This window comes from Mesorhizobium sp. M6A.T.Cr.TU.016.01.1.1, assembly GCF_003952585.1.
Lineage (GTDB): Bacteria > Pseudomonadota > Alphaproteobacteria > Rhizobiales > Rhizobiaceae > Mesorhizobium > Mesorhizobium mediterraneum.
On record NZ_CP034452.1, the window covers coordinates 5,809,868 to 5,834,407 of the forward strand.

The following is a 24,540-nucleotide window of genomic DNA, read 5'->3' on the forward strand; positions in this document are numbered from 1 at the left end:
CTGTTCAATCGCGCAAGATCATGCGGTCGCCGCGCACGTCAAAACCGGACAGCGAGCTGATGAAATTCATGCCGAGCAGGCTCTGGCCGAGCATGCCGGGCGCGGCAATCATGACCGGCATGTCCTTGCGCACGATCCCGCCGATCGCCAATTCGTCGGTTCTCACGGCGGCGGCGCGCGCCATGCCATTGGCGGTAGAAACCGGTATGGTGAAATTGAGAACGGCTGGATTGAACCCAGCCGCTTGCGCGTCCTGCGCGGTCAGCACGGTGCTGGTTGCGCCGGTATCGACCACGGCCCGGACCGGCGTGCCGTTGATCATGATGCGCGCTTCGAAATGGCCATTGCCGGCCTTGTCCAGGGTCACGGTGGCGTGGCCGTCTTCCAACCCCAATGCCAGTGGACTGCCGGGAACAAGGCCGGCCGTTACCCGGCTGGCGACATCCTGCAACTCATAACGGTACTGATAGCCGGCGATCAATGCGAGCACGATGACGACCCAGGTGCCGAGATTGCGGGCCATGGCGCCCAAGGGCCTGCCTGATCTGAGCAGGCCGGCGCCGATGAGCGCGACCAATGCGCCAAGCCAGATCAGCCGGCTGAAATCGTAATTCTCGACGCCGAACGTGCTGCCGGCGGAATCGTTGAGCATGAGCAGGACCACGCCGGCCCCGATCACGATCATCAAAGTCCAGAAAAACCGGTTCATATATGGCTCACGAGAGGGCGTCGCGTTCGCGCGCGAGGCGGGTGCGGCGCGTTTCCCGACGCGGTCTGCGTTCAACCATCTCCAGTCGGGCCGGCAGCTCGGCCATGACGCTGCGGCGGACTTCAGGGGTCATCTCGATCCAGGCGCCGATTTCCTCGCGCGTGCGGCCGCACCCGAAGCAGAAGCCGGTTTTCATATCGATCGAACAGACCAGGATGCATGGGGATTCGATGGCCGTCATGATATTCTCTTGTCTCGCTTCCACATGGTGTAACGGCAAGGCCAATGCAAGCCCTCCGGAATGCGCCGCCGGCAACCGCTTTCGCGTCAATGCTGGCAGTTGTGCCTACGAAGCAAGGCGGCTATGCCGCTCACCAACTCCAGGGAATGATCACCAACGACATGACCAGCGCGCTGCCCTTCGACGATTTTCGCAATCTTCTGGCGACCCTGCCGCCGGCCGACGCGGCGGCCGAAGCCCGTGTCCGTGCGTTGTTTGCCAAGGCCGACAAACCCAAAGATTCGCTCGGCCGCGTCGAGGACATCGCCGCGTGGCTCGCCGCCTGGAGCGGCCGTGCGCCGCCGGCGGTGAACAGGCCGTTGGTGGCGATCTTCGCCGGCAATCATGGCGTCGCCCGGCACGGCATTTCGCCGCGGCCTGTCGCTGCTACGGCGAACGCGGTCGAGCTTTGCGCGGCGGGCGGTGCTGCGGTCAACCAGATATGCATTGCCAACGATCTGGGGCTGAAAGTGTTCGATCTTGCGCTGCACATTCCGACCGCCGACATCACCGAGGATGCAGCACTTGACGAGCGCGGCTGCGCCGCCACCATGGCCTTCGGCATGGAGGCAGTCGCCGGCGGCACCGATCTGCTTTGCCTTGGCGACCTCGGCGTCGGCAATTCCACTATAGCAGCGGCTTTGTTTGCGGCACTGTTCGGCGGCAAGGGTGCCGATTGGGTCGGATCCGGATCGGGTGCCGATGCGGCGATGCAGGCGCGCAAGGCCGAGGTGGTCGATGCGGCGCTAGTCCTCCACGGCACAAGTCTCAGGGACCCGCTCGAAGCGTTGCGCCGGGTTGGCGGCCGCGAATTCGCGGCGATCGCCGGCGCCATCCTCGCCGCCCGGATGCAGAAGATCCCGGTGCTGCTCGATGGACTGGCGGCGACAGCCGCCGCCGCGACACTGCATGCTGCCAACCCCGCCGCGCTCGACCATTGCCTGCTTGCCAGTCTGTCGCCAGAGCCTACGCACGCTCGGGCCGCCGGACGGCTCGACCTGCGCCCGCTGCTTGATCTCGGCGTGAGCCACGGCGAGGGGGCAGGGGCGGCCCTTGCCGCGGGTCTGGTCAAGGCAGCCGCGCTCACCAGTTCGGGCATGGCGGCGGCGGTTCGTTAGGCGACTAGCGCCGCCGGGCGGCAACCGCCTTGGTCGGCAGTGCAGGCAATTCCTCCATTACCCGGCTCAGCGGGAAGATGGCGATGGCCTCGGTGCCTTCACGCAGTTTGGAATGGAGTTCGAACTCGCCGCCATGCAATGCGAGCAGGCTCTGGACGATCGGCAGGCCGAGCCCGGTGCCTTGTTCGGCGCTCTTGATGGCGATCGAGCCCTGGCCGAAGGCGGACAGCACGACCGGAATCTCGTCTGCCGGTATACCGGGCCCATTATCCCTAACGGAGAGGTATTGGCCGCCGCCCGCCGTCCAGCCGACGCGCACGCGGATTTCGCCGCCAGTCCCGGTGAACTTGATGGCGTTCGACAAAAGATTGAGCGCGATCTGTCGCACCGCGCGTTCGTCGGCGAACAGGCGCGGCAAGGCGCTTTCGAAATCCTGGACGATACGGATGTCCTTATTGCGCGCCTTCAGCTCCATCATGTGACAGCAATCCTCGACGACGGAGAGCAGCATCATCGGCTCCTCGTTGAGCTGGTAGCGGCCCGCCTCGATGCGCGAGAGGTCAAGGATTTCGTTGATCAGATCGAGCAGATGCTGGCCAGAGTCGTGGACGTCACGAGCATAGTCGCGGTAGGTCGGGTTGCTCATCGGTCCGAGCACTTCGTTCGCCATTACCTCGGAGAAACCGAGAATGGCGTTGAGCGGCGTCCGCAGCTCGTGGCTCATCGAGGCCAAAAACCGCGACTTTGCCAGATTGGCGTCTTCAGCCCGTCGTCGCGCTTCGTCCGACATCGATTTCGCCGTGTCCAATTCGGCGATAAGTGCGTCCTTTTCGGAGCGAAACGAGAGCAACATCAAGGACGAACGATTGAGCTGGCGCGCCGTATAGACGAAGAAGGGCAGCGAGGCGATCAGCAAACCGGCCATGATCAGCTCGACCGGAATCCACTGCCTCGTACTGGCATAGGCATAGACCGCGACCGGAACGGCAAAGGTCGACAGCAGCGCACCGCGCAGCGATGACGCGGTGATCGCGGTCGCCGCCATGGCGAGCAGCAGCACCACCGCCTTAGTCAACTGGAACTGATCGACCTGGCAGGCGTCGCAACCGAGCCAGGCGAACCAGGCCCAGCCCAGGCCGCAAAGGAAGTGGCCTATCAGGAAATCGCTGTGCGTTTGCAGCGGGTTGAGTTCGGCAGCTTCTGTTTGATCGATGCGCCTCGCCATGAACACGACGATGGTGTAGCAGATGAGTGTAAAAAGCGCCCAAACGCCAATTTCGTTACCCACTCCAGCAAACAGACCCGTCGCGGCGGTCGCCAGGACGAGAATCGGAACGATGGTCGCGCTGCCTATCATCGCACGGGCGTGGAGTTTTAAGAGCTCGCGGTCGAAATCAAGATTTCCGACCTGCTGCGAAAGACGGTCGCGCGTCTTGCGCACCGCGCGCGCCACATCGCTGTTGCGATGGGGTTTCCTGCGGTCCACAATAAACTTGTCCGCTGTGGTCGAGCGTTGCGAGGGCATGGAGACTTCAATTTATGCGGGCAGCGGTTTCAAATTGTTAAGCTACGTTCGAATGATTAACCAACGGTTTGCCATATGAGCCGTTCGTGGTCGTGGCGACCGCGACAGCGATACGTGCCGCCGCGGCCGCGAAGCCTTTGGCGCGGGCTGGTGGACTACGCCCTGGCCGTCATTGTCCTCGGTCTGCTGATCCTTCTGGCAGCGCGCCTTGACCGGATCGAGACGCGCAAGGCGGAGGGTGCCGCCGTCGTCAATGACGGCGATACGATCACGCTTGGTACCGAGCGCATCCGCATGCGTGGCATTGACGCGCCCGAATATTCGCAAATCTGCCGCAGGGACGGCGCCGACTATGCCTGCGGCAAGCTGGCGCGGCAGTCGCTGGTGAGGCTGATCGCTGGCAAATCCGTCTCCTGCACCGGCTGGCAGCGCGATCGCTACGGCCGGCTGCTCGGCGATTGCAAGGCCGGCGGCAAGGATCTCAACCGCGCCCAGGTCGAGGCCGGCTGGGCGGTTGCCTATGGCGATTTCGAAACCGACGAAGCCGCCGCTCGTTCCGGCAAGGCCGGCATCTGGGCCGGCACTTTCGACGAGCCGCACGATTGGCGCGAGAGCCATGGTCACGAGGTTGTCGAAAGAAAGCACGGTAGTTTGGCTTCGATCGGCGATGCCTTGCGAGAAATTTTTCGCTTCTGGTGAGCAGGAACGTATAATTTGTCGGATCAACCCGGAGGATGGAATGAAACTCTTCGATGGCGGCCGCGCTCCCAATCCACGGCGGGTACGCGTCTTCCTTGCCGAAAAGGGCATTCAGGTTCCGCTGGTGCCCGTCGATATGGGCGCGATGGAACACAGAGAGCAGACGGTCAGCTCGCGCAATCCGCTGCAGCGCCTGCCGGTGCTCGAACTCGACGACGGCACCGTCATCACCGAATCCGTAGCCATCTGCCGCTACTTCGAGGAACTCCATCCGGAACCGGCTTTGTTCGGGCGCGGCGCGCTTGGCAAGGCGCTGGTCGAGATGTGGCAAAGACGCATGGAGCTCAACCTGCTCGGTTGCGTCGCCGCCGCGTTCCGGCACATCCATCCGGCGATGAAGGAATGGGAAGTTCCGCAGATTCCCGAATGGGGCGAGGCCAACAAGCCGAAAGCCATCGAATTCCTGAAAATCCTCGATGAGGAACTGGCGAACAGGGAATTCATCGCCGGCGAAACCTATTCGATCGCCGACATCACCGGGTTGATCGCTATCGACTTCATGAAGCCGGCGCGCATCAGGGTGCCGGAGGAGTGCAGCAATATATTGCGCTGGCATCAGGCAGTCTCCAGCCGGCCGAGCGCCGCCGCCTGACAATGAGTCCCGGAGAATGAGCGAGGAGCTGGAAAACTTCGCGGCGACGGTACGCGCCTGCCGTATCTGCGTCGAAAACCCGATCGGCCGGCCGTTGCCGCACGAGCCGCGCCCGGTGCTCAGGCCGTCGTCGAGCGCCCGCATCCTGATTGCCAGCCAGGCACCGGGTACCAAGGTGCATGTCACCGGCATGCCGTTCACCGACGCCTCCGGCGATCGATTGCGAAATTGGCTGGGCGTCAGCAGCGAAGAATTCTACGACACGACCAAGTTCGCCATCGTGCCGATGGGTTTTTGCTTTCCCGGCCAGGATGCCAAGGGCAGTGACCTGCCGCCGCGCCGCGAATGCGCACCGGCCTGGCGCGCGCCACTGATGGCACTGATGCCCCAGGTCGACGTGGTGCTGACAATCGGCCTCTATGCGCAATCGTGGCACATGGGCGCCGCGCGTCGTCCGTCGCTGACGGAGACGGTGATGGATTGGCGCACCATCTGGGATGCGCCCGGCAACCCGAAAGTGCTGCCGTTGCCGCATCCGTCGTGGCGCAACACCGGCTGGCTGAAGCGCAATCCGTGGTTTGAAATGGATTTGCTGCCATTTCTGAGATCAGAAATCCGCTATCGCCTCGGTTGAGGCGATAGCAAGAAATCACTCGCTTTTCCGCCATTTGGCAGAATTTCTTTCTTGTGAATGGCCTAAATAAGAAGGACTATAGCCAATCTATTCCTAATCTATTCCCGTGGGAGCACCCAATGGACCGCCTTGACAGAAAAATCCTCCGTCTCTTGCAGGAGGACGCGACGCTCGCGGTCGCCGATGTCGCCAAGAAAGTCGGGCTGTCGACCACGCCCTGCTGGCGGCGCATCCAGAAGCTCGAGGAGGAAGGCGTCATCAAGCGGCGCGTCGCCATCCTCGATCATGAAAAGGTCAATGTGCGCGTCACCGTGTTCGTGTCGATCCGCACCAATTCGCACAGCCATGAATGGCTGCGGCGCTTTTCGGAGGTCATCCAGGAATTTCCGGAAGTGGTCGAGTTCTACCGCATGAGCGGCGACGTCGACTATCTCTTGCGGGTGGTGGTGCCCGATATCGCGGCTTACGACGCCTTCTACAAGCGGCTGATCGCCAAGATCGAGATCCGCGACGTGTCGTCGTCGTTTGCCATGGAGCAGATCAAGTACACGACCGAAATGCCGCTGGACTATATGGTGCTGGACAAGGAATCGGGCGCGAACGCTGCCTGAGGAAATTTTCCTTAGTTCTTCTTTTTGTTCAGGAAACTCCAGGGCGAGTTTACTGGCAGCGTGATGGTGTCCGGCACCTTATCGACGCCCATCACCTCCGCCTTGCGCACGGTGTAGCCAGACTGGATGACGCTGGCGCCGTCGAGGATGAAGAGCTGACTTTTTTCCATGCCCGGCTCCAATGCGCCGGTCACGGAAACGCGCTGGTAGGCCTGCGACATCCGGTACGGCTGGGCGGGCGTGACGAGCACGATCTGGTTGGGCGGCGGCGTCGGCATGTGGCTGCACGCACCCGTCCACGGCACCAGAAGGAACTGGTAGACAAGATCGCCCTCGCGATCGACCGGCAGCGCATATCCCGCCAGTTGGATGGTCTTGTCCTGCAGATTGAGAGACAGCGTCTCGCCATGATCAGGCATTTTTGCCGCGATCATCGGCAATCCGACACTTTCGGCAGCGGGCTGGGTTGCCGGGCGCAGGTCCTTCCAGAATATGTGCGCGGTTTCGCCGGAAGCGCTGCCCGCCGCGATGGAAATCAGCACGGCCGCCAGCGCCGCTGTCGATTTGAGACGATTGCTCATCATGTGCTCTCCATTTGACAGGAGTTAAGCTGCCGTCGCCGACAGCGTCAACGTTCAAGCCGCATCACATGGCGGCGCGAGCCGGCCATGCCGATCTCGTGGAATCCGCGGGCGACGAACATGTCTCGAAAGCCCATGAAACGGTAACTCGGCGATGCCTGGTCGACCGGATAGGCCTCGATCGTCCTGGCGCCTTTGGCGAAGGCGTGATCGATGGCCGCGTCGAGCAGTGCGGCCGCCAGCCCGCGGCTGCGCAATGCCCTCGGCACATAGAAACAGGCGATCGACCAGATGCCCGTCTCGCTGTCGTCCTGCTGCCGCGACAGCCTGCGGTAGGTCTCGCGCGGCGCGATCGAGCACCAACCCACGGTCTTGCCTTCCGCATGAGCGACAATGCCGACCGGTGTGCCGGCCGCGATGAGCGTCATCATCGCCCGTTTCCTCTCACCGTTGGACGCATGCTCGCGGTTTTCGAGATGGCGCCAGGCCATGCACCAGCAGTATTTTGGTGCGCCATGCTGCTCGAACAGGTTCTCGAAATCGGCGCGCGTCGAACGCGTCACCTCCGCAAAGCGAATCTCGGTCCGATCAAACTTTTCTGGCGGCGAGCCGCTCGAGCGTTTTGGCATCGGAAAGTTCCCTTGCAGCATCCTTGCCGATCCAGCGTGCCGTCTTGTCGGTCGAGGCAGCCAGCTTTTGTGCCAGCGCAAGGGCAGGGCCGTGCAAATTCGTCGATCGTTTGCCGATCGAACGAAGCGCCCAGTTCGCCGCCTTCTTCACGAAATTACGGCCGTCGGTGGCATGCGCTTCAATGGTCGGCAGGAAGTCGATAAAGGTCGCCTCTGGTTCCTTCTTCCGGTGGACCACCGACCAGGCCATCATGGCAAAAGCCGTGCGTCGAACGAATTCCCGTTCGTCGGCCGCGAACTCCTCTATCAGCTCCCTCCAGCAATCCGTGTCGACAAAGAGATCGGAGACGCCGTCGACGATATCCCATGAGTCGAAGGTCGCTGCCCATCGTCTTGCATCCGCGGCAGAAAACCGCTTCGGGTCGGCCGTGACGGAAGCGATGAACTGCGCTTCCATGATGCCGGTCTGCCATAGCTCGAAGGCACGTTCATGATTGCGCTTGATTTTCTTGGCAATCTGCTTCTGCACGCCGTGCGAGATACCGAGCGCACGTTCGATCTTGATGCCATAGCGCAGCATGCCAAGGCGATTCTCCTCCGAGCCGATCGAGCGCAGATGGGCGACAATTTCCTCGGCGCTGGACTGAGGCGACAGCTCGGCCACGACAAAGCCTATTTTTCCAATCGCGCCAGCAGCGAAGACGTATCCCAGCGCTTGCCACCCATCCCCTGCACATCCTTATAGAACTGATCGATAAGTGCCGTCACCGGCAGCTTGGCGCCGTTGCGGTCGGCCTCCGCCAGGCAGATGCCGAGATCCTTGCGCATCCAGTCGACAGCGAAGCCGAAATCATATTTGCCGGCATTCATCGTCTTGTGGCGGTTCTCCATCTGCCACGAGCCGGCCGCGCCCTTGGAAATCACCTCGATGACCTTTTCGATGTCAAGCCCGGCCTTCTTGCCGAAATGAATCCCCTCGGCCAGCCCTTGGACAAGACCGGCGATGCAAATCTGGTTGATCATCTTGGTGAGCTGACCGGAGCCGGCCGGGCCCATCAGCCCGACCATGCGGGCATAGGCATCGATGACGGGCTTTGCTTTATCGAAGGCTTTCTGCTCGCCGCCGACCATAACGGTCAGCACGCCGTTTTCGGCGCCAGCCTGACCGCCGGAAACCGGTGCGTCGAGGAACGAAAACCCGCGCAGTTGCGCCTTCTCCGCCAGTTCGCGCGCGACTTCAGCCGACGCCGTGGTGTTGTCGATGAAGATGGCTCCCGTCTTCATCGTCTGGAACGCACCCTCGGCCCCGATCGTCACCGCACGCAGGTCGTCGTCGTTGCCGACACAGGAAAAGACAAAATCCTTGCCGTCGACCGCTTCGGCCGGCGTGTTGGCGACACTGCCGCCATGCTGGCCAACCCATTGCTCGGCCTTTGCCTTGGTGCGGTTGTAGACGGCGACGTCATGGCCGCCCTTGTTCCTGAGATGCCCGGCCATTGGATAGCCCATGACGCCAAGACCGAGAAATGCCACCGATGCCATGTTTTTCGAATCCCTTATAAGCCTGCTTCCGGCCTTCTTAGCGGATCAGGCAGAGCTATGGGAGTCAGCGGTGCAGATGTATCGTGATGCGCCGTTCTATCCACTCGACCGCGTGGCGCAGTATCTCGACAATGATCAGATAGATGATCGCCGCCCAGACATAGGACTGGAAGTCGAAAGTGCGCGAATAGGTCAGCTTCGTGATGCCCATCAGATCATAGACGGTGATGATGGCGACGATCGCCGAGCCCTTGATCATCAGGATGATCTCGTTGCCGTAGGGTCGCAGCGCCACGATCAGTGCTTGCGGCAGTATGACCTTCCACATCGTCTGCAATTTGTGCAGGCCGAGCGAGGCGGCGCCCTCCCACTGGCCCATGGGCACGCTCTGGATCGCGCCGCGCAGGATTTCCGCCTGATAGGCGGCAGTGTTGAGCGAGAAGGCGAAGATTGCGCAGTTGAACGCCTCGCGGAAAAAACCCCAGAGGCCGACCATCTCGAGTTGCGGCCTGAAGGAGCCTACGCCGTAATAGACAAGGAAGGTCTGGGCCAGCAGCGGCGTGCCGCGGAAGAAATAGACATAGGCATAGGCAAGACCTGAAAGAACCCGGTTCTTCGACATGCGGGCATAGGCGATCGGCACCGACAGGATCGCACCGAGCACGATCGAGATGGCGACAAGCAGCAGAGTGATGCCAAGTCCCGATACATAGCCGGGCGCGTATTTCGCGAAAAGCTCGCCGTTCCAGGCGAGAATGAGGTAGGCGGCGATCCCGACGAGAAAAGCGATCCACAGACAGACCAGCGCGTAGCCGAGAATACGTTGCCGGGACCAGCCGCGTGGCAGAGCCGGCGGTCGGTCGATGGCGGCTACGCTCATCGCTGCACCTGCTGGCGGCTGACCGCACGTTCGATCGCGTTTATGCCGAAGGACGATATGATGGCGAGGAGCAGATAGATGAGGGCGGCGACACCGAAAAACAGGAAGGCGTGCTTGGTGACGCGGGCGGCGACGCCCGCTTGCCGCAATATGTCGGTAAGACCTATGGCGGACACCAGGGCCGTGTCCTTGAGCAGGATGAGCCACAGATTGGCAAGGCCCGGTAGCGCGATACGGATAAGCTGAGGTAGGACCACAAGTCGCATCGTCTGCCAGCCCGACAGGCCAACAGAATAGCCGCCCTCATACTGTCCCTTCGGGATGGCGCGGAATGCGGAGAGGAAGACCTCGCTGGCGTAGGACGAGAAGACGACGCCGAGCGCGATCATGCCGGAAACAAAAGCGTTTACTTCGACCGCGGCGGTCGGGTCATACAGGCGCATCACTTGCTGGATGCCGATTTGCGCGCCGTAAAAGATGATGAACAGCGTCAGCAGCTCGGGCAATCCGCGAAAGATCGTGGTGTAGATGTTGCCGGCCAGCCGCAGCGACGGCTCGTCGGATTGCTTGGCCAGTGCGACCAGAAAGCCGATCACCAGACCGACAGGCAGGGTCGCGGCTGCAAGCGAAACGGTGATGAAAACGCCATAGGCAATGTCGTCGAGCCAGCCTTCGGGGCCCCAACTGAGCAGCGTCCAAACGCTTTGCATCCGCCTGCCTGTTCTCCTTTATGGGCTCTTTGAGAGCAGCGCGGCGTCACCCTTCGTGCGCCGCCCCTTGTGCGAACGGCGGGAATGTCCCGCCGTTCGCTATCAGATCCATAAGGATCAGGACTCGCCGCCGTAGACGTCGTACTTGAAGTACTTGTCGTTGATTTCCTTGTACTTTCCGTTGGCGCGGATGGCGTCGATCGCCGCATTGAATTGGTTGACCAGCTCGGTCTCGCCCTTACGCACCGCGATGCCGGCGCCCGGACCATGGATCTTGATGTCAGGCGCGATCGCACCGATCACCTTGCAGCAGGCGCCCTCAGGCGTGGCAAGCCAGCCTTCGAGAACAGTGATATCGTCGTTGACCGCATCAACGCGGCCATTGGCGAGATCGAGCTGGTATTCCTGCGCGGTGGGGTAAGGCTTGATCGTGCTGTCGGTGTAGGTTGCGGTCGAATAGTTGAAATGCGTGGTCGAACCCTGCACGCCGATCGTCTTGCCGGCCAGGTCCTCCTTGGTCACGCCCTTGATGTCGCTGTCCTTGGGCGCGACGATTGCCGGTGGCGTGTTGTAGTATTTGTGGGTGAAGTCGACCTTCTCGGCACGCTCCGGGGTGATCGACATCGATGCGACGATGGCATCGAATTTGCCAGCCTGGAGCGCCGGGATGATGCCGTCCCAATCCTGCGCGACGAATGTGCACTTCACCTTCATCTCGTCGCAGAGTGCCTTGGCGATGTCGATGTCGAAGCCCACGAGCTGGCCGTCGGCGGTCAGGTTGTTGAACGGAGGGTAAGCGCCTTCGGTGCCGATCCTCAAAGTCTTTTCCTGAGCCTGGGCAACGCCCAGCGTCAGCAGCGCGGCCGATGCGGCGAGCGCTATACGCAATGCAATACGCATGATGGTCCTCTCTGTATGTCCCGGCCGTCGTTCCAAACGGCTCTGTGGGCGGTGCTTTTGACCGCCCGCTGGCGCGATACTCCCACTCTTTCCCCAAAAAAAGCAACTGCAAAAACCGTTGCTTCCGGGATTTGCATTCGTGGATAATGATGACGTTGGGGCAGGCCTAATAGCGGCGAAATAGGGCCCCTTCGCAAATGCCCTCAGCGCTCCAAGCCTGTCGTGCGCTCTATGAAGTCGGCTATCGATTTCGTGTCGTCGAGATCGAAGACAGGCAGGCTTTCGCCCGCTATGGCGAAGTCGGCGGCGATGGCGACGATATGCGGATCATTTGCCGAAAGCGGTGCCCGGTCCTTGGCCTCCAGCCTCCGTGTTTCGATCTTGCTGTGCGCCTCGCGCTTGTAGCCTTCGACCAGCACGATGTCGAAGGTGCCGAGCCGCGACAGGATCGTGTCCAGCGTCGGCTCGTCCTCGCCGCGCAATTCATGCATCAGGGCCCAGCGCCTGTCTGACACAATGGCGACTTCCGTGGCTCCGGCCTGCCGATGGCGAAAGCTGTCCGCTCCCGGCTTGTCGATGTCGAAATCATGATGGGCGTGTTTTACCGTCGAGACTTTCCAGCCACGCCGGACAAGTTCGGCGACCAGCTTTTCGGTCAGCGTCGTCTTGCCGGAATTCTTCCAGCCCGTGATGCCGAAGACGCGTCTCATCATGGCCTCATGGTCTGCAACAGACGTTCGGCTTCGGCAAGGTCGTCGGGCGTATTGATGTTGAAGAAAGGATCAATCTCGTGCCCACCGGAGTTCCACATCGGAAATTCGACATCGACAAAGCCGTGCCGCTCGATGAAGGCGAAAACCCGCCTATTGTCTTCATTGACCAGGAAACGTCGCAACGGGTCGTGCAGACCAAGCGGCCAGAGCGCGAACGTCGGATGCCGCTTGCCACCCGAACTGGCGACAGCGATCGCGCCGGGACGTTCCTTGACCACCGCGGCCAGCCGCCCGACCACATCCTCGGGAAAGAACGGCGTGTCGCCAGCGACAGTGACGACCACACTGCAAGCCATGGACGCCCACTCGAGGCCGGCAAGGATGCCGGCAAGCGGTCCCGCGTAACCCTCGACCGTATCGGCAAGCACCGGCAGTCCGAACTTGGCAAAGCGTGTCGGATCGCCGTTGGCGCTCAGCGCCAGCGGTCCGACTTGCGGGGCAAGGCGCGCGACGACATGGTCGAGCACGCAGCGGCCTCCCAGCGCAAGCAAGCTTTTGTCGCCACCACCCATTCGCCGCGACTGGCCACCGGCCAGAATGATCCCTGCAATATCTCGGTTCATCGTCTGCTGTCTTCTCGCCGGCCCCAAATCGTCAGGTTCTAGCGACCCTCGGGGCTCGTCTATATGCCGTCCGGCGCCATATCAGGTCCAGCGCTTTCGGCGGCTGTCTTTCGCCGGCCGACGATCCGTTCGCGGTAAAGTGTGTAGAGGCCGGAGCCGACGATGACGGTGGCGCCGAGTATCATCGGCAGGTCGGGGACGTCACCGAAGATGAACAGGCCAAGCAGGATCGACCAGAGCAGGGCTGTGTAGCGGAACGGCGCGACGAACGAGATGTCGCCCACCCGCATCGCCATGATGATGAACTGGTAACCGATGACCACGAGCACTGCCGCAAGCGCTAGCAGCGCCGTGCTTTTTCCCGTCATCGGTGTCCACCCACCCATTGGCGAAAGCAGTGCCGCGCCCAGCACTGTCATGGCAAGTGCTGTGGCGGTAGACACCAGCAATGTCGGAACGGCCTGCGGTATTCGCGTGGTGGCGAGATCACGCACCGCGCAACAGGCGACGCAGGCCAGCGCCAGCAGGGAATAGATGCTGAACCCCTCGAGGCCGGGCCGCACAATGATCAGCACGCCGGCAAAGCCGATGGCGATGGCCAGCCAGCGCCGCCAGCCGACGCCTTCATTGAACACAAGTGCTGCGCCCATCGTCACCGCAAGCGGCAGCGCCTGCAGCACGGCCGAGACGTTGGCAATTGGCAGATGGGCAAGAGCAATGAGAAACGACACGGTAGCACCGGCTTCGCCGGCGACACGCACCGCAACCATCGGCTGCAACATCGAGCCGGGCAGGGCAAGCGCACCGCGTTGCCAGGCAAGCAGGCCTATAAAAAGCGAAGCGAAGGCGCCGCGGATCAGCATGACCTGCGCCATGTTCATGGATTCCGACGAGAATTTGCTGATCGCGTCGTTGAGGGTGAAGCCACTCATGGCCACCATCATGAACAACGCGCCGCGCAGGTTTGGCGAAAGAGGCAAGGGCGTTACCGGTTGTGGTTCTGCATCAAGCCTCTAGCAGCCGGCTGCAAAACAGCAACGTCAAAGGGCTAGTCCACAGCCGTTCCGTGGCCCGTTACATCCTCCTCGCAAGAGCGGCAGGATTTATTTCGGCGGTGTGAGCGAGAAGATCAGCCGCCGGTGACGCTCATGTGCCGCGACACCGATGGACGGTTGGTGCGGCGGTCGATGATGAAATCATGGCCCTTCGGCTTGCGGCCAATGGCTTCATCGATGGCGTCGGCGACCAGTTCATTGCCTTCGGAGGCACGCAACGGCGCGCGCAGGTCGGCGGCATCTTCCTGGCCGAGGCACATATAGAGCGTGCCGGTGCAGGTCAGCCGGACGCGGTTGCAGCTTTCGCAGAAATTATGCGTCATCGGCGTGATGAAGCCGAGCTTGCCACCAGTCTCGGCGACGTGGACGTAGCGGGCCGGACCACCGGTCTTGTAACGAATGTCGGTCAGCGTGAACTGCCGCTCCAGTGCTGCGCGCAGCAGCGACAGCGGCAGATACTGGTCGGTGCGGTCGGCATCGATTTCACCCATCGGCATGGTTTCGATGACCGTCAACTCCATGCCGCGGCCGTGCGCCCAGCGCAGCATTTCCGGCAGCTCGGCGTCATTGAAATCCTTCAGCGCCACCGCATTGAGCTTTACCTTCAGCCCCGCCGCCTGCGCAGCGTCGATGCCATCCATGACCTTGTCGAGATTGCCCCAGCGGGTGATCTGGCGGAATTTTTCCGGGTCCAGCGTATCCAGCGAGACATTGATGCGCTTGACCCCGCAATCGGCGAGCTCAGCGGCAAAGCGGGAAAGCTGCGAGCCATTGGTGGTCAGCGTCAGTTCTTCCAGCGCACCACTTTCGAGATGACGCGCAATCTGGCGCACGAGATGCATGATGTTCTTGCGCACCAGCGGCTCGCCGCCGGTAAGACGCAGTTTCCTCACACCCTTCTCGATGAAAACCGTGCACAGCCGGTCGAGCTCTTCCAGCGACAGCAGATCCTTCTTGGGAAGGAACGCCATATCTTCGGCCATGCAATAGGTGCAGCGGAAATCGCAGCGGTCGGTGACCGACACGCGCAGGTAGCTGATCGTGCGACCAAAAGGATCGATCATGTCCATGCTCGTGCGTTTCCCGTGGCTGCGAACGGCATCGTTATATATGGCTATGTGATACGATCCAACCTGCTATTCAAGATAAGAGGTCTCGATCTTTGGTAACATCGCGCCGCCGACAGATTGCGTCGGAAGTTTCGAAGCGGCCTTTTCCCGTTGCGTGAAGCGGCGTAGGGAAAGGACAGATGATGCGGAATCTATCACCATGACGGCGCCGAAGGAACTGAGGGTCTCGAAGGACCGCAAGCTGCTTACCGTGACCTTCCCTGACCATCAGCCGTTCGAATTGCCGGCGGAGTTTCTGCGTGTTGTCTCGCCATCGGCCGAAGTGCAGGGCCATTCGCCCGAACAGCGCGTGACCGTTCCCGGCAAGCGCAATGTTGCGATCCTGAAGATCGAGCCGGTCGGCAACTATGCCGTCCGCATCACCTTCGACGACTTCCACGATACCGGCATCTTCACCTGGAATTACCTGCATACGCTGGGCCATGAGAAGGAGGCACGCTGGGCCGCCTATCTCGCCGAGTTGGAAGACAAGGGGCTAAGCCGCGATCGTTGAATGGTTCCCGCACGACGCCCTGGTCAACGCAGGATCGCCAGTATTTCGCTGGTGTCGTGATAAAACGGCGTGCCTTCGATCAACCGGTCATCCTTGAAGCATAAACCTCTTTCAGGTCGAGCCAAATGCCATTCGCAACCAGTGCATAGTGAAACAAGAAAGATACGGTTTTCGGAGGAACTAATGCATTACACACTTTATGCTGCGCCAGGCTCATGCTCTTTTGCGCCTCACATCCTCATGGAGGAGATTGGAAGACCATATTCGCTAGCGTTGATGTCTCCCGGCCATCCCGAAACCAAAACCGACGAATTCCGTCGATTCAATCCGAAAGGGCGAATCCCTGTTCTCATTGCCGAGAATTTCACTCTCACTGAAGCGCCGGCAATTTTGTTGCACCTGGGCCTGACGAACCCAGACACGGGACTCCTGGGAGCGGATGCAGCAAATGTCGTACGTTCCATCGAATGGTTTAACTGGCTATCCAGTGCGGTTCACGCGGTCGCCGTCCGAATGATCTGGCGCGCCGACTTTTTCTTACCGGATGAAACGATGTACGCGCCGTTGGTTGAAAGAGGAAAGGAGCATTTGGCCTCCGCATTTGCTCTTATAGATACCAAGATGAAGGACCGAGTTTGGGCAATAGGAGAGTGCTACTCAATCGTTGATCCATATTTGCTCGTATTCTATCGGTGGGGAAATCGTATGGCCATTGATATGCAAAATACTTATCCAGCTTGGACCACTCATACTCGTCGACTGGAGGAACGTGCGGCTGTGCAACGAGCTATAGCGCAAGAAGGAATATCCCTCTGGGAGTAGCTGTTGCATTGCCGAATCCAAAGATTGGCAAGGCCACCGATCAATACTCGCTCGTGCTTTAATCTGGTAGCGTTGTTTATCGGGAAACCAACGCTATGGCCTCGATAGGGCAAGGACTGCGGCTCATGCACGACAATCTCGGCATGAAATGCGCTAGCAAGCGTGTCGAGGCTCGCCGGCCCTGATTGCAGGAAGCGCATTTCAACCTCGAACATGTTTTCAAGAAGTTCCATGGCGGTGCGTCGCCGATCGAGTGGTTTATCCATTTTCGGTCTCCGTGTTCAGTATCGTACGGTTGACGGCTTGCCCTCAATATCGTTGGTTCGACACCTGTTTCCAGACAACCGAAAAGACGTGCAATACGTGTCGTCAAAACGTCACGGATATGGCGTAGCGGCGGCGGATACTCGGAGACAGAAACATGTCCATCATCACCACGGTCGAACAGCTCGAAGCGCTCTATGGCCTGCCCGGCGAGACCTCGCTGGTCAAGGAACTCGATCATGTGATCCCTGAATATGCCGCCTTCATCGAAGCCTCGCCCTTTGTCGCGCTCGCGACCAGCGGGCCGGAAGGGCTGGATTGCTCGCCGCGCGGCGATCTCGCCGGCTTTGTTCGCATCCACGATCCGAAAACCCTGATGATGCCGGACCGGCGCGGCAACAACCGTGCCGATTCGCTGAAAAACATCATTCGCGATCCGCGCGTCGGCCTGTTGTTCCTGGTCCCAGGCTCCGGCACGACGCTGCGCGTCAACGGCCGCGCCCATATCACCACCGACGCCGCGCTCTGCGCCTCGTTCAGCGTCGACGGCAAGCCGGCGCGCTCAGTCACAGTCATCGATGTCGATTCGGTCTATTTCCAGTGCGCCCGCGCCATCGTCCGGTCGGAACTGTGGAACCCCGCGAGGCATGTCGATCCGAAGTCGCTGCCGACAGCCGGAAAAATCCTGGAAATCACCAGCCGGAAAGGCGTCGACGGCGAGACCTACGACAAAGAATGGCCGGAGCGCGCGAAAAAGTCGATGTGGTGAGCGGATCGCTACCGAGTCGGTCACGCTTCCTTGAGAACGTCGGCAATCTTGCGCATCTGCTCGCCGATCATGTCGCATTGCTCCGGCGTCGACTGGCTCATCGCTTTCTCGATCAGCGCCATATGGACCTTCAGCGCCTGCATCAGAAGTTCCGTGCCGGCTTCGGTCAAGGTCAGCCGCAGCACCCGCTTGTCCTTCTGGTCGCCTTCGCGGCGCAGCAGGCCTCGTGTCTCGAGTTGCGGCAAAAGCATGGTGATGTTGGAACGGCCGACCAGCAGCCGGCGGGCGAGATCGTGCTGCGACATGCCGGGATGGCGGTAAAGATTCATCAGCACGTCGAGCTGCGCCGGCTTGAGGTCCAGCGGCGCGAGCTTCACCGCCAGCGTGCGCTCCAGCACATGGCAAGCGCGCGCCACCGCGACCCAGTTGCGAAAACGCGGGTTGTCCCAGGGTAGCTCTTGTTTAATGTTCATGTTTGAACTATTATGTTCATGCTTGAACGAATGGATGGATCGCCACTATGGCATCATTTGGATTGAAGGTCATCCGGGGCGTGTTTGCCGCTGCCGAACACGTGGCTCCCCGCCTTACCGGGCGCGCGGCGTTCGAACTGTTCTGCCGCACGCCGAACGCCAAGATCCTCAGCGACGGCGAGCGACGCGCCGTCGACCGCGCCGCCGGCTTCATGGCCGAGGCGCGCCATCATCGGCTGAAGACCAAAAACGGGTGCGTCATGGTGCATGAATTCAGGCCAGAGCCGGGCAGGCGGGCCGCCGGCACGGTGCTCGTCATCCATGGCTGGCGTTCGCGCACCGAATATATGCGCACGCTGATCGAAGGCTATCGTGACGCCGGTTACAAGGTTGTTTCGCTCGACCTGCCGGGCCACGGCCAGTCGCAGGGCCGCCGACTCACACTGGTCAGTGCTGTCGAAGCCGCACGGCTGACCGGCGAATGGTTCGGCCCGTTCGTGGCGGTCGTCGGCCATTCCTTCGGCGGTGCCGTCGCCGCCAATGCCGTCGTCGGTTCGATCAAGAACATTCCGCCGCTGGCGGCCGAGCGGCTGGTGCTGATCGCGGCGCCGAGTTCGCTGCCGGCGATCTTCAACGATTTCAGCCGCATGCTCAGTGTCGGCCCACGCTCGCAGGCCGCCATGGCGGACCGGGTGGAACGCATCGCCGGCCGGCCGCTGCACGAATTCGTCGGCGACCGCCAGCTCGCCCGCACGCCGGTGCCAACGCTGGTCGTCCATGCGCCGGACGACCGCGAAGTGTCCGCTGACCATGCAAGGCTCTATGCCGGCGCCGGCGACCATGTCAGGCTTTACTGGGCGGACGGGCTCGGCCATCGCCGCATTCTCGCCGACAAGGGCGTGGTCGAGCGCGCGATCGGCTTCGTCGCCGGTCACCGGGAGCCGGTATCGCTGCATTAAATGCCGCCGGCGTTTGTCACGTGTCGGTGCCGGCTATCCCCTTCCACGCTGCCATCGCACCGGCGACAGTCGCCATAAGGGCGGCGCGCGATGCGCCGTCGCGCGCCTGGATCGACATGCCGTGCTGCACGGTCGCATAGAACGTCGCAGCCACGCGGCAATCGAAGTCTGCCGGCAATTCGCCTTCCGCGACGCCACGTTCCAGCCGTCTCAGCAAGGCTGCGCGGTTCTCGGCGCGGCGGCGGCGCAGATCATCGCAGATGGCGCCGCGGCTTGAGTCCTGGTGCAGCGCACCGAGCGCGATCAGGCAGCCTTGCGGACGATCGGTCTGCGAATAGGCCTTGGCCGTCTGGCGCAGAAAACGCTCGACCGCCTGGCACGCCGTCGGCGCCTTTTCCAGTGCGGACCAGATATCGGTGCCTTCGACCTGCGTGTAGAGCTCGACCGCTTCGAGAAAGAGCGCTTCCTTGCTGCCGAAGGCGGCGTAGAGGCTTGGCGAGTTGATGCCCATCGCCGCGGTCAGGTCGCTCATCGATGCGCCCTCATAGCCCTTGGCCCAAAACACCTCCATTGCGCGCCGGAGGGCAGTGGTTCGATCGAAGGTGCGGGGGCGGCCTCGTTCCGTCATGGCATCCTTTCTGTGTTGATTGATACATAAATCTGTTGACGCATCCGGGCAAGGCTGGCAGACATTTATGTATCGATCACTACAGAAAGGAGTAAACGAATGTCTCCCATCGGCTTGAATGGCAAGGCCGCGCTCGTCACCGGCGGCAGCCGCGGCATCGGCGCGGCGATTGCGCGAAGGCTCGCGGCCGACGGCGCCAGCGTCGCGCTTACTTACGTGAATGGCGAGGAGCAGGCCCGTGCGGTCGTGGGAGAAATCCAGGCAGCCGGCGGTCGCGCCATTGCCCTCAAGGCCGACAATCGCGACGCTGCCGCAATCCAAGCGGCGGTCAGCGAGACAGTGAAGGCCTTCGGGCGGCTCGACATCCTCGTCAACAGCGCCGGCATCTGGCGCACCGCGCCGATCGATACATTGCCGCTCGCCGACTTTGATGAAACCATGGAGGTCAATGTCAGAGCCCCGTTCGTGGCCTCGAAGGCTGCGGCAGTGCATATGGGCGAGGGCGGCAGGATCATCTCGATCGGCAGCAATCTGGCCGAGCGTGTCACTGACACCAGCCTCAGCGCCTACTCGGCCAGCAAGGCGGCATTGGTCGGCTTGACCAAGGCATTGGCGCGCGACCTCGGTTCGCGCGGTATCACCGCCAACGTCGTTCATCCTGGCTCGACTGATACCGATATGAACCCGGCAAGTGGCCCGCACGCCGAGCATCAGCGACAGAAGATGGCGACGCCTCGCTTCGGCAAGGCTGAAGAGATCGCCGGCATGGTCGCCTGGCTGGCGGGTCCCGAAGGGCGCTTTGTGACAGGCGCCGCACTGACCATCGACGGCGGCGCCAACGCCTGACCCGTCACCGTTTCCCGGAACCGGAGCGAACCCAATTCGTTCCTGACGTCACGGTGTTGTGAAACTGTTCTGCAACAGACCTTCCGAAATTTATGGAAGCTTAACGAAATCGGTATGAATCGGTGTAGTCGCGTCTTACATCCGCCATGCGGTGGGCGAGACCGTCAAGCGATGCGGAACGGGAGCCGGTTGCAGCCGGAGCGGGTGATTCATGAAATTCCTCGGAAACAAAGCAACCGTGCTGCCGCTTGCGGCGGTCGCGGCAATGCTGGCCTTCGGCATGCCGCAGGCAGACGCCCAAGGGTTTTTCGAGAGGCTTTTCGGCGGCGGCATCCGGCACACACCGCAAGGTGATTTTCCCCCGCCGCCGTCGAGGCAGAAGTCACGATTTAAGCCAAACGCAACGGCGCCCGCCGTTTCCCGAAGCGCAGGCAACAAGCGCAGCGGTGGAGGGGGCGGTGCCGTCCAAATCAGCAGCCCGTCCTATTACACCTACAAGAGCGATCCACTGGTGCGCGTCGACTTCTCGACGCTGGCGGTAACGCCGGGGCCGGCAATGCCACAAGATGCCGCCTTCCAGCCGTCTTTCGCCACTCCATCTTCAGTCACTGGCGCCGCCTTCCGCGAAGCGATCGCCGGCCTTGGTGACTACGAACTCTATGCCGAAAAAGACATCGCCAAGGCGCTTGTTGCCTATTACTCGGCCAATCCTGATTTTATCTGGGTAACGGGAGCCAGTGCTAACAGCCGCGCGCAGGATGCGGTGCGGGTGCTTGGCGAGGCGGCGAGCTATGGCCTCACACCTGCCGACTACACGGTAGAAGTGCCCACCGCTAGCGCGTCGACCAGCGATGCCGATGCGCGGCTGAAGGAGCTCGTCCGCTTCGAGATGGCACTGTCGGCGCGAGTCCTGCGCTACGTTCATGACGCGCAAAGCGGTCGCGTCGACCCCAATCGCATGACCGGATATTATGATTTTCCGGCCAAGCCGATCGACATGGAAGGCGTGCTGAAAACGCTGGCACGCACCCAACAAGCGCGCACCTATCTCGAATCACGGCATCCGCAGAACGTGGAATATCAGGCGCTGCGCGTCGAACTGGAATCGCTTCAGGCCAGCGCCGAAGACGAGATCGTCGTCGATCCCAAGCTGTTGCTGAAGCCAGGCGAGACCAGCCCCGAACTGCCGAAGCTTCTGGCGAAGATCGCGCGCAACCTCGACGACGAGATGGGCGGCGCCTATGGCGAGATATTGGCCCGGCTCGCCACGAGCGAAGTCTATGACTTGGAACTGGTGCCGGTTATCAAGGCGGTGCAGAAGAAGGCCGGCATGAAGGGCGACGGCGTCATCGGTCCGCGCACCGTGGCGGCGCTGGCCGGAACGTCCAGGGTCGACAAGATCCAGAAGGTAAAGGTCGCGCTGGAAGAGTTGCGCTGGCTGCCATCCGATCTCGGCAGTCCGCGCGTCTTCATCAACCAGCCGGCCTTCACGGCGAGCTACATCGAAAATGGCGAGGAGAAGCTGAAGACCCGCGCCGTCATCGGCAAGACCACCAATCAGACATCCTTCTTCTACGATCAGGTCGAGCAGGTCGACTTCCATCCTTATTGGGGCGTGCCGCAGTCGATCCTCGTCAACGAGATGCTGCCCCGGTTACGCCGGGATCCCGGCTATCTCGACCGCGCCGGCTACGAAGTGGTCAATGCGCGCGGCAAGCGCATTCCCTCCTCCTCGGTCAACTGGGGCGCTTATGGCGCGAAGATACCTTATGGCGTGCGCCAGCTGCCGAGCGAGGCCAACGCGCTGGGCGAGCTGAAGATCCTGTTCCCCAACAAGCACGCAATCTACATGCACGACACGCCGCAAAAGTCGTTTTTCCAGCGTGACATGCGCGCACTCAGCCATGGCTGCGTTCGTCTGCAGGATCCGCGTGGCATGGCGGCTGCCGTGCTTGGCACCTCGGTCGACTATATCGCGGAGAAGCTGAAGCACGGACATTCGACCGAAAAGGTGGCGCGCACGATCCCGGTCTATGTCGCCTATTTCACCGCCTGGCCTGATATGTCCGGCAATGTCGAATACTTCCATGACGTCTACGACCGCGACACGCGGCTGCAGCAGGCGCTGGACAGCACGGAAGCGGTGCGCTCGCCGGCAAGCTGAGACTAAGCCTTGGTCGATCCGTCCCAACCTTGGGAGAGCGGGCGTCGGAAGCCGGCTTCGCGCCCGGCGATCAGCCAGTAGACCAGACCGGCGACAAGACCGGCGGCGGCAATGATGCCGATATCGGCCCAGCGCTCGGGGCTGATATCCTCCGGCGCGCTGGGCCAGATCAAGGCGAAGCCGGCAGCCGCTGCCGCGGCGCCGAAGACCATATGCAACAGGAAATTGCGCAGCGAAAACAATTCGGCGATCAGCGCGAAGATCAGCGTCTGCAGGCCCGTCAGCACGATCGTCAGGAAATAGATGAACATGCCGAGCGGCGGCACGACCAGCGCCGCGATCGGGCTGACCCCCATGAAATCGAAGTAGCCCGGCGCATTGGGCAGCGAACTCAATGCACCATAGATCGTGGCCACAGCGATCAGCCCGACCAGCACCGCAACGAAATAGCCGGCGAGCATCATCAGGACGCGTTTCGCCACATGCTTTACCGTCGCCATGCCCACCCCCGTGCGGCTCAATGATAACGCTGCAGTCAGCCATCAAAGGCGCATCGGCGCAAGGGGACACCGAAAAGCGTGCAGGAACCCCTTCCGAGAGATCGTCGCGAGGATTCCTCAAGAGAAGCCGGCCGCGCATCGCCTGGAGGAAGATGGCCGCGATCTATTTCGGCTCGGCGGTCACGGGATCATAGGTGATTTCGACTTTCGCCTTGTCGGTCGTGTAATAAGTAACGGTGTAGGCGCCGCTGTCCCAATCGACCTCGTCGACGTAACGAAAGTCGTCGCGCTGCTCGACCTTGGCGATTATTTCCGACAGTTTCCTGGCATTCTGGGGCGGCAGCGGGCTTTCGTCCGCGGCAAATGCCGATCCGCCGACAAGCAGCACGGCGGCCGCCAAAACAAATCTGGACATGGCTTTCCCTCACACTTCGACGAGTAGAAACTCGCGGCCATGCAAGTTTGTTCCGGGGTTCTGGATGCACACTCGCGAATCGCGCCGATGCATCGCGTTGTTGTTGCTCACGTTACGGCGTCTGCGGCGCTCATCCCTCCTCGGGGAAGAGATGGGCCAAAGCCGTGTCGAACGCGAGTTCCAGAGTGTCACCCGGTTGAAAGATCTTGTCTTCATTGAAGGCCGCAATGAGCTCGCAATCGTCGCGAAGGGTCAGGTCCACCACGGTCTCGCTGCCCAGCCGCTCGGCATGTGCCACCACGCCATGCAGCATGCCTTTTCCAGATTGCACCGCCCGGAGGTGCTGCGGACGGATGCCCAGGATGGCTGTACTGTCTTTCCGGAAGGGGCGTCTTCTGGTCGCTACCGTGATCGGCTCCAGGGATCGGTTGCCTACCGTTGCCGCTTCCCCATCAAGGTCGAGGACGTCGACTTTCAGGAAATTCATCGACGGGGCTCCCAGAAAGCCGGCTACAAACCTGTTGGCCGGCTCGTGATAAAGCTCCATCGGCGCTCCGATCTGCATGACTTGACCGTCCTTCAGGACGACGATCCTGTCGGCCAGCGTCATCGCCTCGACCTGGTCGTGGGTGACATAGATCATCGTTGTGCCGAGTTGCCTGCGCAGCCGGCCGATTTCCATGCGCATGTCCATGCGCAGCGCGGCGTCGAGGTTGGAGAGCGGCTCGTCAAACAGGAATACGGCCGGTTTGCGCGTGATCGCGCGCCCGATAGCGACTCGCTGGCGCTGGCCGCCCGAAAGCTGACTTGGGCGGCGGTCGAGCAAATGTTCCATTTGCAAGATGCGTGCGGCCTCGGCGACCTTCTGCTCCTTTTCCTGCTTGGAAGCGCCCGCGATCGTAAGACCGAACGCAATATTCTCGCGCACGGTCATGTGCGGAAAGATGGCATAGCTCTGGAATACCATCGCAACACCGCGTTCCTTGGGTTGGAGCTCGTTGACCACCCGGCCTCCGATTTCGAGGATGCCTTCGGTCATGTCCTCGAGCCCGGCGATCACGCGCAGCAAGGTGGACTTCCCACAGCCGGACGGTCCGACAAAGACGACGAACTCGCCATCGTTGATGTGGATATCGACGCCTTTGATGACGTCGACGCGGCCATAGGATTTCTTGATGCCCTTGAGCGAGACCTCAGCCATGAGCGATGGCTCCCG

29 protein-coding genes and 1 pseudogene are annotated in these 24,540 nt (G+C 61.5%); 11 read left to right on the forward strand and 19 right to left on the reverse strand.

The features are described 5' to 3' along the window. Positions 1-4 precede the first annotated feature (4 nt). Both EJ075_RS28040 and EJ075_RS28045 read right to left on the reverse strand, forming a co-directional pair. Entirely contained in the window at positions 5-709 is a 705-nt protein-coding gene (locus EJ075_RS28040; protein WP_126106556.1) for a TIGR02281 family clan AA aspartic protease, read from the reverse strand. 7 nt (positions 710-716) lie between these two features. After that, positions 717-950: a DUF1289 domain-containing protein gene (locus tag EJ075_RS28045; protein ID WP_164547208.1), complete on the reverse strand. Its 234-nt coding sequence runs from the start codon at positions 948-950 to the stop codon at positions 717-719. Between the two features lie 161 nt (positions 951-1,111). Between EJ075_RS28045 and EJ075_RS28050 the strand changes: the two genes are divergently transcribed. Then, on the forward strand, positions 1,112-2,107 hold the full coding sequence (locus EJ075_RS28050; RefSeq protein ID WP_095486927.1) for a nicotinate-nucleotide--dimethylbenzimidazole phosphoribosyltransferase: 996 nt from the start codon (positions 1,112-1,114) through the stop codon (positions 2,105-2,107). 4 nt (positions 2,108-2,111) lie between these two features. Here EJ075_RS28050 and EJ075_RS28055 read toward each other — a convergent pair whose 3' ends face one another. Then, the gene (locus EJ075_RS28055; RefSeq protein WP_126106557.1) at positions 2,112-3,632 is read right to left on the reverse strand and encodes a HAMP domain-containing sensor histidine kinase; all 1,521 of its coding nucleotides are present in this window, start codon (positions 3,630-3,632) and stop codon (positions 2,112-2,114) included. A 75-nt stretch (positions 3,633-3,707) separates the two neighbouring features. Between EJ075_RS28055 and EJ075_RS28060 the strand changes: the two genes are divergently transcribed. The 4 genes and pseudogenes from EJ075_RS28060 (at position 3,708) to EJ075_RS28075 (ending at position 6,228) form a co-directional block, all read left to right on the forward strand. Next, a complete protein-coding gene (locus EJ075_RS28060; RefSeq protein WP_126106558.1) occupies positions 3,708-4,331 on the forward strand; it encodes a thermonuclease family protein in 624 nt (207 codons plus the stop codon). 40 nt (positions 4,332-4,371) lie between these two features. After that, positions 4,372-4,983, forward strand: a complete 612-nt coding sequence (locus tag EJ075_RS28065; RefSeq protein WP_126106559.1) for a glutathione S-transferase — start codon at positions 4,372-4,374, stop codon at positions 4,981-4,983. After that, a pseudogene (locus tag EJ075_RS28070) lies at positions 4,923-5,617 on the forward strand (uracil-DNA glycosylase family protein). The gene EJ075_RS28065 and the pseudogene EJ075_RS28070 overlap by 61 nt, the downstream one beginning before the upstream one ends. A 119-nt stretch (positions 5,618-5,736) precedes the next feature. Continuing rightward, the gene (locus EJ075_RS28075; protein ID WP_006333679.1) at positions 5,737-6,228 is read left to right on the forward strand and encodes an Lrp/AsnC family transcriptional regulator; all 492 of its coding nucleotides are present in this window, start codon (positions 5,737-5,739) and stop codon (positions 6,226-6,228) included. Positions 6,229-6,239: 11 nt separating this feature from the next. Here EJ075_RS28075 and EJ075_RS28080 read toward each other — a convergent pair whose 3' ends face one another. From EJ075_RS28080 to moaA, 11 genes are all read right to left on the reverse strand, one after another. Continuing rightward, positions 6,240-6,812, reverse strand: a complete 573-nt coding sequence (locus EJ075_RS28080; protein ID WP_245458032.1) for a DUF3299 domain-containing protein — start codon at positions 6,810-6,812, stop codon at positions 6,240-6,242. Positions 6,813-6,856: 44 nt separating this feature from the next. Beyond that, positions 6,857-7,438 (reverse strand): GNAT family N-acetyltransferase, encoded by a 582-nt coding sequence (locus tag EJ075_RS28085; RefSeq protein ID WP_126106560.1) that lies wholly within the window; start codon positions 7,436-7,438, stop codon positions 6,857-6,859. Next, positions 7,398-8,102 (reverse strand): DNA alkylation repair protein, encoded by a 705-nt coding sequence (locus EJ075_RS28090; protein WP_126106561.1) that lies wholly within the window; start codon positions 8,100-8,102, stop codon positions 7,398-7,400. Before EJ075_RS28090 ends, EJ075_RS28085 begins: the two co-directional genes overlap by 41 nt. Positions 8,103-8,110: 8 nt before the next feature. After that, on the reverse strand, positions 8,111-8,980 hold the full coding sequence (locus EJ075_RS28095) for an NAD(P)-dependent oxidoreductase (RefSeq protein WP_126106562.1): 870 nt from the start codon (positions 8,978-8,980) through the stop codon (positions 8,111-8,113). Positions 8,981-9,044: 64 nt separating this feature from the next. Continuing rightward, complete coding sequence (locus tag EJ075_RS28100; RefSeq protein ID WP_126106563.1) at positions 9,045-9,860, reverse strand: ABC transporter permease; 816 nt, start codon at positions 9,858-9,860, stop codon at positions 9,045-9,047. Beyond that, entirely contained in the window at positions 9,857-10,570 is a 714-nt protein-coding gene (locus EJ075_RS28105; RefSeq protein WP_095486851.1) for an ABC transporter permease, read from the reverse strand. The genes EJ075_RS28100 and EJ075_RS28105 overlap by 4 nt, the downstream gene beginning before the upstream one ends. Before the next feature lie 117 nt (positions 10,571-10,687). Further along, a complete protein-coding gene (locus EJ075_RS28110) occupies positions 10,688-11,470 on the reverse strand; it encodes an ABC transporter substrate-binding protein (protein WP_095486849.1) in 783 nt (260 codons plus the stop codon). A 203-nt stretch (positions 11,471-11,673) separates the two neighbouring features. Next, entirely contained in the window at positions 11,674-12,183 is a 510-nt protein-coding gene (gene mobB / locus EJ075_RS28115; protein WP_126106564.1) for a molybdopterin-guanine dinucleotide biosynthesis protein B, read from the reverse strand. Beyond that, positions 12,180-12,806, reverse strand: coding sequence for a molybdenum cofactor guanylyltransferase MobA (mobA, locus tag EJ075_RS28120; RefSeq protein WP_126106565.1), 627 nt, complete (start codon positions 12,804-12,806; stop codon positions 12,180-12,182). Before mobA ends, mobB begins: the two co-directional genes overlap by 4 nt. 59 nt (positions 12,807-12,865) lie before the next feature. Continuing rightward, positions 12,866-13,786, reverse strand: coding sequence for a DMT family transporter (locus tag EJ075_RS28125; protein ID WP_095486843.1), 921 nt, complete (start codon positions 13,784-13,786; stop codon positions 12,866-12,868). 149 nt (positions 13,787-13,935) lie between these two features. Continuing rightward, positions 13,936-14,931 carry a GTP 3',8-cyclase MoaA gene (gene moaA / locus EJ075_RS28130; protein WP_095486841.1) on the reverse strand — a complete coding sequence of 332 codons (996 nt, stop codon included), beginning with the start codon at positions 14,929-14,931 and terminating at the stop codon, positions 13,936-13,938. Positions 14,932-15,124: 193 nt separating this feature from the next. On the opposite strand from moaA, the gene EJ075_RS28135 reads away from it, so the two are divergent. From EJ075_RS28135 to EJ075_RS28150, 3 genes are all read left to right on the forward strand, one after another. Then, a complete protein-coding gene (locus EJ075_RS28135; protein ID WP_185928347.1) occupies positions 15,125-15,484 on the forward strand; it encodes a DUF971 domain-containing protein in 360 nt (119 codons plus the stop codon). 183 nt (positions 15,485-15,667) lie between these two features. Next, the gene (locus tag EJ075_RS28140) at positions 15,668-16,306 is read left to right on the forward strand and encodes a glutathione binding-like protein (protein ID WP_095486837.1); all 639 of its coding nucleotides are present in this window, start codon (positions 15,668-15,670) and stop codon (positions 16,304-16,306) included. 421 nt (positions 16,307-16,727) lie between these two features. After that, a complete protein-coding gene (locus EJ075_RS28150; RefSeq protein WP_126106566.1) occupies positions 16,728-17,339 on the forward strand; it encodes a pyridoxamine 5'-phosphate oxidase family protein in 612 nt (203 codons plus the stop codon). Between the two features lie 20 nt (positions 17,340-17,359). On the opposite strand, the gene EJ075_RS28155 is transcribed toward EJ075_RS28150, so the two are convergent. Next, entirely contained in the window at positions 17,360-17,812 is a 453-nt protein-coding gene (locus EJ075_RS28155) for a MarR family transcriptional regulator (protein WP_091590958.1), read from the reverse strand. Positions 17,813-17,859: 47 nt separating this feature from the next. On the opposite strand from EJ075_RS28155, the gene EJ075_RS28160 reads away from it, so the two are divergent. Next, positions 17,860-18,771 carry an alpha/beta fold hydrolase gene (locus EJ075_RS28160; protein ID WP_126106567.1) on the forward strand — a complete coding sequence of 304 codons (912 nt, stop codon included), beginning with the start codon at positions 17,860-17,862 and terminating at the stop codon, positions 18,769-18,771. Positions 18,772-18,787: 16 nt separating this feature from the next. Here EJ075_RS28160 and EJ075_RS28165 read toward each other — a convergent pair whose 3' ends face one another. Continuing rightward, the gene (locus EJ075_RS28165; protein WP_126106568.1) at positions 18,788-19,399 is read right to left on the reverse strand and encodes a TetR/AcrR family transcriptional regulator; all 612 of its coding nucleotides are present in this window, start codon (positions 19,397-19,399) and stop codon (positions 18,788-18,790) included. Between the two features lie 99 nt (positions 19,400-19,498). Between EJ075_RS28165 and EJ075_RS28170 the strand changes: the two genes are divergently transcribed. Beyond that, complete coding sequence (locus tag EJ075_RS28170; protein WP_126106569.1) at positions 19,499-20,245, forward strand: 3-oxoacyl-ACP reductase family protein; 747 nt, start codon at positions 19,499-19,501, stop codon at positions 20,243-20,245. 211 nt (positions 20,246-20,456) lie between these two features. Then, complete coding sequence (locus EJ075_RS28175; protein WP_126106570.1) at positions 20,457-22,409, forward strand: murein L,D-transpeptidase; 1,953 nt, start codon at positions 20,457-20,459, stop codon at positions 22,407-22,409. 2 nt (positions 22,410-22,411) lie between these two features. Here EJ075_RS28175 and EJ075_RS28180 read toward each other — a convergent pair whose 3' ends face one another. The 3 genes from EJ075_RS28180 to ugpC all read right to left on the reverse strand — a co-directional run bounded on the left by EJ075_RS28180 (position 22,412) and on the right by ugpC (position 24,525). Then, entirely contained in the window at positions 22,412-22,909 is a 498-nt protein-coding gene (locus EJ075_RS28180) for a hypothetical protein (protein WP_126106571.1), read from the reverse strand. A gap of 163 nt (positions 22,910-23,072) precedes the next feature. Next, the gene (locus EJ075_RS28185) at positions 23,073-23,324 is read right to left on the reverse strand and encodes a PepSY domain-containing protein (RefSeq protein WP_126106572.1); all 252 of its coding nucleotides are present in this window, start codon (positions 23,322-23,324) and stop codon (positions 23,073-23,075) included. 130 nt (positions 23,325-23,454) lie between these two features. After that, the gene (ugpC, locus tag EJ075_RS28190) at positions 23,455-24,525 is read right to left on the reverse strand and encodes a sn-glycerol-3-phosphate ABC transporter ATP-binding protein UgpC (RefSeq protein WP_126106573.1); all 1,071 of its coding nucleotides are present in this window, start codon (positions 24,523-24,525) and stop codon (positions 23,455-23,457) included. Between the last annotated feature and the right edge of the window lie 15 nt (positions 24,526-24,540).